Source organism: Aquimarina sp. MMG015, assembly GCF_018100855.1.
Lineage (GTDB): Bacteria > Bacteroidota > Bacteroidia > Flavobacteriales > Flavobacteriaceae > Aquimarina > Aquimarina latercula.
The window spans coordinates 581,363-594,736 of record NZ_JAGJEB010000001.1; the positions used below are offsets into that span (position 1 = coordinate 581,363).

At 31.5% G+C, this 13,374-nt stretch carries 13 protein-coding genes; 6 read left to right on the forward strand and 7 right to left on the reverse strand.

Annotation, left to right across the window (positions count from 1 at the left end):
• Positions 1-43: 43 nt before the first annotated feature.
• Positions 44-2,896, forward strand: coding sequence for a S9 family peptidase (locus tag J8L88_RS02475; protein ID WP_211059849.1), 2,853 nt, complete (start codon positions 44-46; stop codon positions 2,894-2,896).
• On the opposite strand, the gene J8L88_RS02480 is transcribed toward J8L88_RS02475, so the two are convergent.
• The gene (locus J8L88_RS02480; protein WP_211059850.1) at positions 2,874-3,422 is read right to left on the reverse strand and encodes a GNAT family N-acetyltransferase; all 549 of its coding nucleotides are present in this window, start codon (positions 3,420-3,422) and stop codon (positions 2,874-2,876) included. The two genes, J8L88_RS02475 and J8L88_RS02480, sit on opposite strands and share 23 nt — an antisense overlap.
• Before the next feature lie 66 nt (positions 3,423-3,488).
• Here J8L88_RS02480 and J8L88_RS02485 point away from each other — a divergent pair, with 66 nt between their 5' ends.
• The gene (locus J8L88_RS02485; RefSeq protein WP_211059851.1) at positions 3,489-4,829 is read left to right on the forward strand and encodes a DEAD/DEAH box helicase; all 1,341 of its coding nucleotides are present in this window, start codon (positions 3,489-3,491) and stop codon (positions 4,827-4,829) included.
• A 154-nt stretch (positions 4,830-4,983) separates the two neighbouring features.
• On the opposite strand, the gene J8L88_RS02490 is transcribed toward J8L88_RS02485, so the two are convergent.
• The 4 genes from J8L88_RS02490 to J8L88_RS02505 form a co-directional block, all read right to left on the reverse strand.
• On the reverse strand, positions 4,984-6,297 hold the full coding sequence (locus tag J8L88_RS02490; protein ID WP_118387981.1) for a metallophosphoesterase: 1,314 nt from the start codon (positions 6,295-6,297) through the stop codon (positions 4,984-4,986).
• A 188-nt stretch (positions 6,298-6,485) separates the two neighbouring features.
• Complete coding sequence (locus tag J8L88_RS02495) at positions 6,486-6,689, reverse strand: helix-turn-helix transcriptional regulator (protein ID WP_027394774.1); 204 nt, start codon at positions 6,687-6,689, stop codon at positions 6,486-6,488.
• 2 nt (positions 6,690-6,691) lie between these two features.
• Complete coding sequence (locus tag J8L88_RS02500) at positions 6,692-7,210, reverse strand: DUF2975 domain-containing protein (RefSeq protein ID WP_035086146.1); 519 nt, start codon at positions 7,208-7,210, stop codon at positions 6,692-6,694.
• Between the two features lie 2 nt (positions 7,211-7,212).
• Positions 7,213-7,734 carry a DUF2975 domain-containing protein gene (locus tag J8L88_RS02505; protein ID WP_118387979.1) on the reverse strand — a complete coding sequence of 174 codons (522 nt, stop codon included), beginning with the start codon at positions 7,732-7,734 and terminating at the stop codon, positions 7,213-7,215.
• 150 nt (positions 7,735-7,884) lie between these two features.
• Here J8L88_RS02505 and J8L88_RS02510 point away from each other — a divergent pair, with 150 nt between their 5' ends.
• From J8L88_RS02510 to J8L88_RS02525, 4 genes are all read left to right on the forward strand, one after another.
• Complete coding sequence (locus J8L88_RS02510; protein WP_211059852.1) at positions 7,885-9,048, forward strand: pyridoxal phosphate-dependent aminotransferase family protein; 1,164 nt, start codon at positions 7,885-7,887, stop codon at positions 9,046-9,048.
• A 14-nt stretch (positions 9,049-9,062) separates the two neighbouring features.
• Complete coding sequence (gene bioD / locus J8L88_RS02515; protein ID WP_211059853.1) at positions 9,063-9,704, forward strand: dethiobiotin synthase; 642 nt, start codon at positions 9,063-9,065, stop codon at positions 9,702-9,704.
• The gene (gene bioA, locus J8L88_RS02520) at positions 9,701-10,966 is read left to right on the forward strand and encodes an adenosylmethionine--8-amino-7-oxononanoate transaminase (RefSeq protein WP_211059854.1); all 1,266 of its coding nucleotides are present in this window, start codon (positions 9,701-9,703) and stop codon (positions 10,964-10,966) included. Before bioD ends, bioA begins: the two co-directional genes overlap by 4 nt.
• Before the next feature lie 116 nt (positions 10,967-11,082).
• Positions 11,083-11,844, forward strand: a complete 762-nt coding sequence (locus J8L88_RS02525; protein WP_211059855.1) for a hypothetical protein — start codon at positions 11,083-11,085, stop codon at positions 11,842-11,844.
• A 76-nt stretch (positions 11,845-11,920) separates the two neighbouring features.
• On the opposite strand, the gene J8L88_RS02530 is transcribed toward J8L88_RS02525, so the two are convergent.
• Together J8L88_RS02530 and J8L88_RS02535 are read right to left on the reverse strand one after the other, a co-directional pair.
• Entirely contained in the window at positions 11,921-12,358 is a 438-nt protein-coding gene (locus J8L88_RS02530; protein ID WP_118387968.1) for a cytochrome c oxidase assembly factor Coa1 family protein, read from the reverse strand.
• A gap of 64 nt (positions 12,359-12,422) precedes the next feature.
• Positions 12,423-13,370, reverse strand: a complete 948-nt coding sequence (locus tag J8L88_RS02535; RefSeq protein ID WP_211059856.1) for a hypothetical protein — start codon at positions 13,368-13,370, stop codon at positions 12,423-12,425.
• Positions 13,371-13,374: the final 4 nt, after the last annotated feature.

Here is a 13,374-nt window from a genome sequence, read left to right on the forward strand (position 1 = left end):
GTAAAACGTTTTATACATTTCGGGGAAAACATAGCTAAACGTAATGATTAAGAACATAATTGCTCTATTTTTTTTCAGTTTTACAACATTGATTTTTGCTCAGAAACGATCTTTGACCCATGATGATTATGATTTATGGAAGAGTATTACTGATACCAAAATTTCTAATTCAGGGAAATTAATAGTTTCCGTGATTGAGACCGCTACAAAAAGAGGAGATGGCTATATAGAGATTTATAATACAGAAAGTAATAAAAAATTCACTTTTTTTAACGGATATGATTCTTCGATCACAGAGGATGAGAGTTATGTAGTTTTTAAACGAAAACCGAAGCATGAAACTGTACGAAAAGAGAAAAAGAAAAAATTAAAAAAAGATAAAACTACAAAAGATGATCTTTTTGTTTACGATGTAAAAGCCAATAAAATTTATGACTCTATTACAAGAGTAAGCTCTTATAAAGTTCCAGATGATTCTAATGGTTGGCTGGTAATAGAAAAATTTAAGAATAAGAAACCAGAAAAAAAGAAAAAGGATACGCTAAAGTCTAAAGCAAAAGATACAGTAAAACTTAAATTAGGAAAGGCATTTAAACAGAATTATGCGCTGGTATATGATCTAAAGACTAAGGAGCGAGACACTATTTTGCAGATCAAAGATTTTGTTCTTTCAGAGAAGGGAAAAAAGTTCTACTATACAAAGAAAGATGAAAAGAAAAAGAAAAAAGATATAGGCGTTTTTGAATATGATATTGTTTCTAAATCCAAGTTTTTGATAGATTCTACTAGATATATTTATAATAAGTTATCGGTTGATAAGAGTGGAGAACATTTTTCATTTATAGCTGCTAAAGATTCCACTCACGTAGATTCTTTGCAGTATGAGTTATTCTATTATAAAAACCAAAAGCTAACAGACTTAGTAGATGTTTTAGGAAAAAATCTGAGAAACAATTGGGAGTTAGAAGATGGCCAGACATCCTTCTTTTCTGAAAATGGCAGTAGACTTTATTTTTATTCTAAACCTAAAGTAGAATTTAATCAGGATACGACACTTTTAGAAGATGAAATTCCGCAAGTAGATGTGTGGAACTGGAAAGATAAAATGATACAGCCTGAGCAAAATGCACGGTTTGAGGAATTAAAAAAAAGAGCGTTTATATCATATTATGACACAGAGAAATCGTCTGTAGTACATATACAGGATGATACATTTGAGGATCTTATTTTCGATAAAGATCAACAGCAAAAATACATATTAGGAGCTACAGGAACCCCTTATGATAGTGAACGTTCTTGGTCGTTGCCTTGGACCAGAGATTTTTATGTTATAGATACATATACAGGTCAAAAACGTTTAGGACTTACCAAAACTGCTTTACGACCTTTTTTGTCCCCAGATGGGAGGTATGCATTATATTACGATATTTTTAAGAAGCATTGGTTTTCCTTGGAATTATCTACTCTAAAGAAAGTTAATCTTACAGAAAAAGTAAAAGTTGCTTTTTATGACGAAGATGACGATCATCCAATGCTACCCTATCCTTATGGTTTTGGAGGTTTTGATAAAGATGGGAATGGCTTAATTTATGATAAATTTGATATTTGGAAGGTTTCTATGTCTGGAGAAACTAAGCCTATTAATATTACTGCCATTGGTAGGAAAAAGAACATAGAATATAGAACAGAAAGGTTAGATTCTGAAAATCGAGATAATGCATCTTATTCTGGTCAAGATTTATTGATTACAAGTTTTGATAAGACTACTAAATCCTCTGGGTTATATGTTTTGAGAGATAATAAATTAGTTGAAAAAATTAAACCTACTGAGTTCTTTTTAGATGAATACAACAAAGCAAAAAAAGGAGAAGTTATTACTTTTAGGAAACAAAATTTTAATACGTTTCAAGATCTACATTATACCAATAATAATTTTGAAAATATAACCCAAATAACAAAGGCTAATCCTCAGAAAGAAGAATTTAAATGGGGTACTGCAGAGCTTTTTAGTTGGAAAGCTTATGATGGTACCAAACTAGATGGGATTATTTATAAACCAGAAGATTTTGATCCCTCTAAAAAGTACCCTCTTATTACTTATTTTTATGAAAAGAGGTCCGATAGTTATAGAACATATTATACACCTAGACCAAGTGCTTCTATCGTAAATCCATCATATTTAGTAAGTAATGATTATATCATGTTTGTGCCAGATATTGTGTATGAGGATGGAAAACCTGGTCCAAGTTCGTATAACTGTGTAGTTTCTGGAGTAGAAGCTTTAGAGAAATTAGGCTATGTAGATAGTGATAACATAGGAATTCAAGGTCAGAGTTGGGGTGGATATCAGGTAGCATATTTAGTAACTGTGACTAATAAGTTTAAAGCGGCAATGGCAGGAGCTCCAGTAAGTAATATGACATCTGCATACGGAGGAATTCGATGGCAATCTGGACTGAGTAGAGCATTCCAGTATGAAAGATCTCAGAGTAGAATTGGAAAGAATTTATGGGACGGTTTTGATTTATATATTGAAAACTCTCCGTTATTTGGAATTCCTAAAATAGAAACTCCCTTACTTATGATGCATAATGATAAAGATGGAGCAGTTCCTTATTATCAGGGTATAGAAATGTTTATGGGTATGCGTAGATTAGGAAAACCTGCTTGGTTGTTGGTATATAATGATGAAGCACATAATCTTAGAAAAGAAAAGAATAGACAGGATTTATCTATTAGAATGATGCAATTCTTCGATTATTATTTACAAGATAAACCAGTGCCAACATGGATGACAAAAGGTGTTCCTAGGATTGATAAAGGAAAAAATCTTGGGTATGATTTAGATAAAAAACCTGTGGAGGTAGAAAAAATTACTCCCAGTTCCAATAGATAATATGCCAAGATATCTGGTCAGCTTCATAAATTAGTAGTGTTTTGAAACCTATAGCATTATGAGCGTTTAAGGAGCGTATGTTGTCTGAAGCTACTTCAGTAATTAAAAGGTCGTATGTATTCTGTAGTTTGGTTTTCATATGTTGATATAAACCTCTAAAAATACCTTGGCCGCGATACTCTTTATCAACACAAACTTGTCCCATGACGATATATTTGTTTGGTTGATCTAATGAGTTTTCTATTTTTTTGAACATAGGTTTGAGAACTTCAATATCGTTCCCAAAGTCCGAAGTCATACATAACGCATAACCAATAACTTTACCGTGATCTTTAGCAATAATATGAGGTTGTTGGTCATTCATCTTTTTTAAGATTTCAAAATCATGTTCTACCGTAACAAAACCTTCTTTTTTCTTCTCTTCTGAGGAAATTGAAGTAGTTAGATTTTTTTGTTGAAGGAGAAGGATTTGTTCTAATTCTTCGTGAGATGTTACAGTCGTATATTTTAGATGTTGAATAGTCATCTTTTTAACTTTAGAATTTAGATATAAAGATAGTATTATACACCTATCTTTGACCAAAATATTTTTATGTCAAATCAGTTTTTAAATCTAGGAGTTGCTGCTCCTTTGCAAAAGAGTTTAGAAGACTTAAAATTTTCTACTCCTACAGATATTCAGGAGAAATCAATTCCTGTTTTGTTACAAAAGAAAGATGATTTTGTAGGATTAGCAAAGACAGGAACAGGGAAAACAGCAGCTTTTGGTTTGCCTTTATTACAATTAATTGATTTAGATACTCCAAAAGTTCAGGCGGTAATCCTTGCTCCAACAAGAGAATTAGGACAACAGATTTATGATAATTTAGTGTCCTTTTCTACCTATTTACCTACCATGTCGATCGCTTCTATATGTGGAGGAATTCCTATTAAACCACAAATAGAACGTTTAAAAAACACTACTCATATCGTAGTGGCAACTCCTGGACGTTTAATTGATTTAATAAAGCGTGATAAAATTGATATCACAGCTGCTGATTATTTGATTCTTGATGAGGCTGATGAAATGATGAATTCCTTAAAAGAAGGATTAGATGAAATCGTTGCAGTCTTACCAAAGAAAAGAAGGACTATTTTGTTTACTGCTACAATGCCAGGGACCATAAAGCAATTAATCCAGAATTATATGTCTAAACATGTGATTCAGGTGACTGCAGATATGGAAACGGTTGGTCATCAAGGAATCGATCATCAATATGTGGTTGTAGAGCCTATAGAAAAATTAGAAGTTCTCATGCATTTTCTTAGTGCTAGAGAAGGAGAGCGTGGGATTATTTTCTGTAAAACGAAAGCGGCAGTTAATAAATTGGCAAAAAACTTAGCAATTAATAAGTTCTCTTCAGGAGCACTTCATGGAAGTTTATCGCAGCCTATACGAGATAGGATTATGGGGCAATTTAGAGAAGGTCATATTAATATTCTTGTCGCTACAGACTTAGCTGCTAGAGGAATCGATGTAAAAGAGATATCCTATGTGGTGAATTACCATTTACCAGATGTGTATGATACCTATGTACATCGTAGTGGACGAACGGCAAGAGCTGGAGCCAAAGGGCTTTCATTAACAGTATTGCAAAAAGAAGAAGTTGAGGATTTAGCCGAATTTACAGAAGAATTAGGAATTACATTTAAGGAATTCAAAAAGGCAGATCCGCAAAGTATAGAAGAGAATAATACACTTTTGTGGGCTAAGAAAATATTTAAAACTAAGCCCAATCATGATGTGTCAGCTGAGTTTAAAGAAAAAATTAAAACTGTTTTCCATCATCTTACAAAAGAAGAATTGATCGAGAAAATACTAGCTAATCATTTGAAAGAAAAAATGAATATTGTTTCTCTAAAAGAAGAAACTCCTAAAAAGAAAAGGAGATAGTTATATGTAATATCTTATTGATAATTATTAGAGGATAAAAAAGAAACTGTAATTGTATAGCTTGTCTATACAATTACAGTTTCTTTTTATAATTATAATGTAATATGAACCTAACCTTTCATGCGGAGAGATCAAAGGAAATACTGTCTAAATTTTAATAAGGATGACTAATTGAAGAGAGTCTAATAATATTTCCTATTGTAGATGTTACCATTTTCCAATCGTTTATTTTACCAAAAGAAAAATCTCTATGATACATATTGTGAGTATTTTCTTGTTTAATAATACCAATATCAACGACGTTTAATGAGCCGTTTTCAAAAACTAAAGCTTCAGAAGATGTCTCGATAGCATTAATATCATATATCTTTCCATTATAAAGAGGTTTGATTTTCGCAACATTTGTATGTCCAACTATGATTTGGGATGCATTATAGGTATCAAGAATAGTATCGATTTGTTGTGGAGTTGCTTTTTTAACTTCATCGTTTTGTCTAACGTAACCTCTGTATTGCGTAACACCTGTTTTTCCTAAAATAACCTCTTTTAGGTTATCATCTACTGATTTGTTTTCCCAATAATCCCACATTGCTTGATTAATTTGCTGTAAACTAAAGTTTTTGTTAGCTGTATCTGGACTTATTCCGCCATGGGTAATAATCATAGAACCAATTTTAACAATAACGGGTCGAGTTCTTAGCCATTTTCCTAAATAGGTTTTATCAGAAAAAGCATCTTTAAAAGACATCATTTGTTGTATTGCGTATAGGTTAAGAGGATCTACTCGACTAAAATTTCCTTTAAGAATATATTGTTCGTGATTTCCAATAAGATAATGTATCATACCGCCAGCTTCTCTTGCTTGTTCTGATAGAGCAACTATTTTCCATAAGACTTTACTAACTTCATTACCACGGTCAACCATATCGCCTGCAATTACTAAATGGTTTTTATTAAAGTTCCAATTTCCTTCAGAATTAATAACATTTAGATTCTTTAGCGTACAATCCATGTATGTATAATCTCCGTGAATATCACTTATAAATGCAATTTTATCAGGAGCATTGTTTATTTCAATTGCAGGTTTGTTGATTTTTGGTAACATAAAATCTAGTTGTTTATCTCCTGTATATATGCTAAAATTTTTAATACTGTTATTGTAATTTTTGTGGTGTACAGTACCATTAAAAAACCAATCCACTGATATGTCCTGATTTTTATCATAAGTAACTATAGGTCCTTCTATAAAATCCTTAGTAAAACTGGTAGAATCAGCGGTACCTGATAAGTTGATATTGATATCTATAAATTTTTCTTTTATTGGCACTTGAAGTGAGGTGTATATTCCATTTTCAGAAAAGAAAACAGAACTTTGATTGAGCTTATACAAGATAAGAGTAAGCATAATTAGAATTATACCTAAAACTGGATAAAAAATGAATACGCGTATTTTTTTTGATTTTTTCATGAGTTTAATTTTTAAAATGAGACAAAGGAGTGACCTATCGAGGCTTTTTGTGAGCTCAATAAATTGATAGTTAGAATCCTTGGAATTCTATAGAATTTTAGTAATGGAAAGGGTTTTTACATAAAAGTATCTAAGAATAGGCTAAGTAATAATGCGATTGATTTCATTTGATTGATTGGTTTAAAAAATTAAGGTTGGTATTCCAGAATATCAGATGGTTGACATTCTAATGCTTCACAGATTGCTTCTAAAGTAGAAAAACGTATAGCTTTAGCTTTTCCTGATTTTAGAATAGATAAGTTGGCCGTAGTTATGCCTATTTTTTCTGCCAACTCTTTACTTTTCATTTTTCGCTTAGCGAGCATAACATCTAGATTTATAATTATTGGCATAGCTATATTGTTAGTTCGTTTTCTTCTTGTAGTGTAAAACCTAATTTGAATATGGTAGCAATAAATGCTGCAAAAATACCTAATCCCAAGTGTAGCAGTCCAGGAGTTATATCGTTAAAAACAATTTTGTTGCTTATCAGAATTCCTATAATTACATAAGCTATGGGTAAAATTAGATTTAATATGGTAAACCATCTTAAGTATTTTATAGCTTCTTCTGTAAAAAGTTTTTCAGCACTAAATGTTTTAAAAATCAAAGATAGTACTAAGAAAAACGCTGAATACAGTATTAGAAAACAGAAAACACCTATAAATGTAATTGTATTATAACCTCCTTTTATCATAGAAGTCGTAAAAGGGATGTATATCTGCAATTCATCTGATTCCGTGATAATAAAATTATTACTTACTAAGGATACTATTAGAAATAGTAGAAAAGCTCCATACCCCATCATTATTAATCGTGTACTATAGAATAATACAGTTGATAGGGATTTTTTTCCAAACATTTTTAGCTCCATAATTATACAGTTAATTGGTTTTCGGATTGAATTTCTACTCCTCTTTTAAAGATGAATGCAATAATAAAAATAATTCCAGCCATGAAAAGGAATTCAGAACTTCCCCAGTCTAATTCAAATATAAATCCCTTTTTTTGTAACCACTTGCAATAGTGATTTGCTATATATGCTAATAAACCTGTCCATAAGGATACATAACTAATAGAAGAAATTAATCTGGCTACAGCTTTGGTAAAGGGTTTATCAAAGTCAATTATTGAAAAAATCTTAATTACTAAATAGAACAAATAAGCTTTTAGAGCAGTTACTGAAATAATTAATGATAATACAAAAGTATAATACTTAACAGAAGACTCGTAAAGATTAGACAAGTCTATATTTAGATATAGGTTTTCTGTGGCTTCTGGGTTTATTAATAGACTAATTCCTCCAGATATTAGTAAGGCTCCTAGTTTGATACATAAGCCAATAAATAATATCCAGGATACTATTTTCATTAATGTTATAATTCGTTTTGTTTCCATAATTATTATCGTTTTACGATAACAAATATATAAAAATTATTGAAAAACAATAATTTTTTATCAAAAAAGAATACTTAATTGTTGTTTTTCAAAATTACAAGTATAAGCTAGAATAATTCTAATGGTTCCATTTTATTGTATTTTTACGGCATGAATGGTTTTCCAAAAAAACTTGAGAAAAGACTTAAGGATAGAGAAGATAATATGGCATTACGCAGCCTTTCTGAACAAGCTGCGGTAATAGATTTTGCATCGAATGATTATATAGGTTTTTCTTCTTCTAAGTTAATTTTTGATAATACTCATAAATCATTAATAGAAAAAGGGATTCATCAAAATGGCGCTACAGGTTCTAGATTATTGTCTGGGAACCACCCATTATATGTTGAAACAGAAACAATGCTTACCACTTTTCATAATGCCGAAGCTGCTTTGATTTTTAATTCTGGATATGACGCAAATGTTGGTTTTTTTTCATCTGTTCCGCAAAGAGGCGATATCATTTTATACGATGAATTTATACATGCTTCTATTCGAGATGGAATAAAGATGAGTAATGCTAGGTCTTATAAATTTAATCATAATGATATAGATGACTTAAAACAAAGGCTTCAACAAACTAGGGAGAATAAAAAAAGTAGTAGCGAACCTTTAGAAGTGTATGTCGTTACAGAATCGGTGTTTTCCATGGATGGAGATACACCTGATCTAGGTGCTTTTAGTACATTTTGTAAAGAGAATAAGTGTCAGCTTATAATTGACGAAGCTCACGCTACAGGAGTTTTTGGAGATAATGGTGTTGGTCTTGTCCAACAATTAGGATTGGAAGATAGAGTATTTGCTCGTATACATACATTCGGAAAAGCGATGGGTTGTCATGGTGCGGCTATATTGGGATCTTCTGAGTTGAAAAGCTATTTGGTAAATTTTGCCAGAAGTTTTATTTATACTACTGGATTACCTCCTCATTCTTTAGTTACAATTCAGACTGCTTTGATAGAACTCCAGACAACATTGGAAATTGAAAAGTTAAAACAGAACATTTTATTTTTTCAGCAAAAATTAGAGGAAACAAAACAGCGATCTCTTTTTATAGAAAGTAATTCAGCAATTCATTGTTGTGTTATTTCTGGTAATGAGAGGATAAAAAAGATTGCATCGAAAATACAGGAAAAGGGTTTTGATGTTAAGCCGATTATGTCGCCTACAGTTCCTGATGGAAAAGAACGATTACGATTTTGTCTACATAGTTATAATACAAAAGAAGAACTTGCAGAAGTTTTAGAGTTGTTAGCTACCTTTACCAAAAATTAAAAACACATCATATCATGTCTAGTAATTCTGAGACAAAGTCAAAAAAAATATTCATTACTGGTATTGGAACCGATGTCGGAAAAACGATTGTGTCGGCTATAGTCGTAGAGGCATTAGAAGCAGACTATTTTAAACCAGTTCAAGCAGGAGATCTTACATATTCAGATACAGATAAAGTAAAAGAATTAGTGTCTAATACTACTTCAAAATTTCATCCAAATAGTTATGCATTGCAAACTCCAATGAGTCCTCACGCAGCAGCAGAAATTGATGGGGTTACAATAGATTTAAAAACAGTAAAATTGCCGGAAACTAATAATGATATTGTTGTTGAAGGAGCGGGAGGATTATTAGTTCCTCTTAATGAAGAAGAAACTATTCTAGATCTTATAAGTTCTGATTATAAGGTAATAGTTGTTTCTAGACATTATTTGGGCAGTATAAATCACACATTGCTAACAGTAAAATTATTACAAGAAAAAGGATTTGATCCGGTAATTATTTTTAGCGGAGAAGAGCACGTAACTACAGAAGATATTATTCAGAAAATGACAGGTGTTCGAGTTATAGGTAGAATAGATAATGAACCTTATTTTGATACTATGGTGGTAAAAGAGTATGCATCCGTTTTTAAAGATAAATTAGAAGCTTTATGAATTTAAAAGAAAGAGATAAGAAACATCTTTGGCACCCATTAACACAGCATAAAATTCATCCAGATGCATTGCCAATAATAAAAGCAGAAGGAGCTTTGCTATATGACGATCAAGGGAAAGAATATATTGATGGGATAGCTTCTTGGTATACCGCTATGTATGGACATTGTAATCCATATATTTTGAAAAAAGTAGAGGAACAAATGCGTAGGTTAGATCAGATTGTTTTTGCAGGGTTTACGCATGAGCCTGCAATTAAGCTTTCTGAAGAACTGATTGATATATTGCCAAATAATCAGGAAAAGATATTTTTCTCTGATAATGGATCTACAGCAAATGAAGTAGGGATTAAAATGGCATTGCAATATCATTTTAATAAAGGAGAAAAAAGAAATACGATTATTGCTTTTCAGGATGGATTTCATGGAGATACATTTGGAGCTATGTCTGCATCAGGATTATCTGTTTATAATGGTCCTTTTGAGGATTTTTTTATTGATGTACAACGAATTCCAACACCAAACAAAGAAAATTTTGATGAGGTAATAAAACAATTACTAGGGATTATCAATTCATACAATGTAGCTGCTTTTATCTATGAACCTCTTGTACAAGGAGCTAATGCTATGCATATGTTTGATACAGAGTGTCTTAATGAAATTCTAAAAATTTGTGCAACGAATAATATCATTACCATTGCTGATGAGGTGATGACCGGTTTTGGTAAGACGGGAAAAGACTTTGCCTCGGAATATATAGAAACCAAGCCTGATATTATTTCTATGTCTAAAGCTTTAACTGCTGGTTTTGTGCCCATGGCTGTTACTAGTTGTACTCAAAATATATATGATGCATTTTTAGACGATTCTGTTGGTAAAGCATTCTTTCATGCACATACATACTCCGCTAATCCAATAGCGTGTTCTGTTGCAATAGCCGGAATAGAACTTTTGAAATCCCAAGAAATTCAAAATAACATTAATACTATTATTAAATCACATCAGAATTTTGATGCGATCATACGAAACCATTCTAAGGTAAAAACTACCAGACAAAAAGGAGTTATTTATGCGTTAGATTTAGATATAGAGATGGATCGTTATGGCAAAAAAAGATATGAGATATTTGATCATTTTATGAAAAATGGGGTTTGTCTTCGTCCGTTAGGAAAAACAATCTATCTATTACCGCCTTATGTTATTAAGAAAGATCAGTTAGATAAAATTTATGATACAATTATTTCTGTTTTAAACTCTTTGTAAACAGATAGCTATAAAATAACTATAAAATTTGATCAAATTTTAGGGTAACAAATATCGCTTTTAAGACACTAACTATCGACTTCGCGTATAGCGAGGATAATTAAACCCATTTAATAATGAAAAAACTTTTATTTCTATCTGCGATTACAATTTTTGCAAGTTGTGATAGTGATTCTGTCTCTGATGAATTTGATAATGCCAACGGGGATACTGCAAAAAAATTAATAGAAAGCGTGGAATTTAATCCTGCGCAAGTTGACGAAGAAGATCAAGTGTTTGCAGTGAACTACGATGCCAATAATAAAGTAACAAGTGCATCTAACGGAATCGAAACCGCTGTTTTAGTACACGAAAACGATGAGTTGTCAACGATTACAGGAGATGGTGATCCTTTTAGTTTAAGTGAATTATATCAAGATCCATATGATGCATTTGAAACAGGAGATGTATTGGAATATGATACTAGTGGAAATCCGATTTCTATTAGTGTACTAGAGGAGTATTATGAGTATAATCAAACTACAGGAGAATATGAAGAAACTATAGAAGAATATATTGCAACAATAACATATGATGCTACACCAAACCCTTATTTCTATACGTTTGAAGCTGCCGGTTTAATTGAAGTTTTAGATAAAGTTCAATTAAACTTTAGTATGATGCCGCAAAGTCCCGAAATTGTTAGAGCGCGTGCACTATTTCCTTTAAATAATATTAAATCTATTGTTTACAAGGATGAAGACGGTGAAGTTGTTGGTGAACTTAAAATTGAATATGTATACGATGCAGATAATTATCCGACTTCTGCAACATTAACAGTGATTGATGAAGACGAGTTGTCTTCAGTATATACAATAACATATATTTATAAGCAATAATCTTGTATAAACTACTCAAAAAAATAAGAGGACTTCTTGAAAAAGAGTCCTCTTATTTTTTATAATACTTTTTGGGTTAATTTTCTTCGGATCCTTTTCCCCACAATAAATCGACTTGTTCGTTTGTTTCTTCTAGTATTACATATAGTTCAGAATATGTCCAAGTGTCATTTTGCTTAGTACCAACAATGTATATTCTAGCTTCTCCATTAGGACCTTTGATCGGGATAGAAATATCGGCAGAACCTTCTTCATTTTCAAATTTTAAGCTACCATTCATTATACCATTAGTTTCTATTGGTTCTCCTAACATTTGTACGACATACTCATCTTGTTGTGCTTTTAAAAGGCCGTCTTGATAAGGTCCAGAGTTTGTAAAAGCTTTAGAAACTCCGAAGACAACTGAGCCTAGGAATACAAAAAAAATAACGATTAAAGTAAAACAACCTCCTACAGGTACTACCCAAGGCCAATTTCTGCTAAACCAACTTTTTTTAGATGTTTGTTCTTCCATATTATAAAGTGCTTTTTGGTTACTCTATAGGTAGGAATTTCTGTTGTTTTGTTACAAGATATATTTATTCATAAAGATAGTTTCCTGCCGCGTCACCCATTTTTCTCATATTATGACCAACATTAGGAATTATTTTTAGCTCCCAATTAAATGGATATCCCATTTCTTTGGCTTTTGATTTGGCTACTTTAAAAAAATACTTTGCTCTTGCCAATCTATGTAATCCTTGTTTATCAACAGTTTTGGAACGCAGTAAAATTCCGCCGGTTTCATTTTCATTATCTAATTCTCCAACAAAAATTATTAGCTTTTGTAGAAAAGCTTTTTTTAATTCTTGTTTCGAAAGGTTAAGATCTTCTATACCAAATGGATATTTTGTATCAAAGTCGGTTAATGTATAGCTACCAGAGTTTGCAGCAACTATTTTATTTGCTTTCGATTTGGTATGCAAAATAGCAAATCGATGTAAAATCTGTCCTCCCGCAGAATGCCCGAATATATCATAACTTTCTTGAGAACTATTTAGGGCAGTTGTTGCTAATTCAAATATGGTATCAAAATCATGATATATCCATGTTGTTTTATCTAGATTTAGTTTGATAGAAGTTTTGTCTTCATCAAGAAAAACCTGATTTGTATTTTTGATGAAAGATATGCTTTCGCGGGTGTTTACATCTTTGACAATTCCTCCTAGATGATAATCTTCATAAGGATATTCTTTTTCAGGATAACTAGGAGATAAGATTAGAATATTGTGCTTTTCAGATTCCTCAATCCAACTATCTCTATAACTATCACCATTTCTGCCAGACCCAGGAATCACTAATAAGACCTTTGATAAAGAGTTAAATGTTTTTGGTTTATAATAATGAACCGTAATAATTTTGTTTTCATTCCCTTTACTTCCTTTAACGGTAAATGTTCCGGAACCTTCTTGGATAGATATTTTTTTATTTTGACCAAATGTAAAAGATACACAAGCTAAAATTATAAGGTATACTATTCGTTTCATTTTG

What these genes read in the sequence shown, in the direction of transcription:
- J8L88_RS02505 (WP_118387979.1), bottom strand. Translation starts at nt 7,734, where the DNA reads ATGGAAACAAAACGAATTATAACATTAATGAAAATAGTATCCTGGATA.
- J8L88_RS02510 (WP_211059852.1), top strand. Translation starts at nt 7,885, where the DNA reads ATGAATGGTTTTCCAAAAAAACTTGAGAAAAGACTTAAGGATAGAGAA.
- J8L88_RS02500 (WP_035086146.1), bottom strand. Translation starts at nt 7,210, where the DNA reads ATGGAGCTAAAAATGTTTGGAAAAAAATCCCTATCAACTGTATTATTC.
- bioA (WP_211059854.1), top strand. Translation starts at nt 9,701, where the DNA reads ATGAATTTAAAAGAAAGAGATAAGAAACATCTTTGGCACCCATTAACA.
- bioD (WP_211059853.1), top strand. Translation starts at nt 9,063, where the DNA reads ATGTCTAGTAATTCTGAGACAAAGTCAAAAAAAATATTCATTACTGGT.
- J8L88_RS02530 (WP_118387968.1), bottom strand. Translation starts at nt 12,358, where the DNA reads ATGGAAGAACAAACATCTAAAAAAAGTTGGTTTAGCAGAAATTGGCCT.
- J8L88_RS02495 (WP_027394774.1), bottom strand. Translation starts at nt 6,689, where the DNA reads ATGCCAATAATTATAAATCTAGATGTTATGCTCGCTAAGCGAAAAATG.
- J8L88_RS02485 (WP_211059851.1), top strand. Translation starts at nt 3,489, where the DNA reads ATGTCAAATCAGTTTTTAAATCTAGGAGTTGCTGCTCCTTTGCAAAAG.
- J8L88_RS02490 (WP_118387981.1), bottom strand. Translation starts at nt 6,297, where the DNA reads ATGAAAAAATCAAAAAAAATACGCGTATTCATTTTTTATCCAGTTTTA.
- J8L88_RS02525 (WP_211059855.1), top strand. Translation starts at nt 11,083, where the DNA reads ATGAAAAAACTTTTATTTCTATCTGCGATTACAATTTTTGCAAGTTGT.
- J8L88_RS02475 (WP_211059849.1), top strand. Translation starts at nt 44, where the DNA reads ATGATTAAGAACATAATTGCTCTATTTTTTTTCAGTTTTACAACATTG.
- J8L88_RS02535 (WP_211059856.1), bottom strand. Translation starts at nt 13,370, where the DNA reads ATGAAACGAATAGTATACCTTATAATTTTAGCTTGTGTATCTTTTACA.
- J8L88_RS02480 (WP_211059850.1), bottom strand. Translation starts at nt 3,422, where the DNA reads ATGACTATTCAACATCTAAAATATACGACTGTAACATCTCACGAAGAA.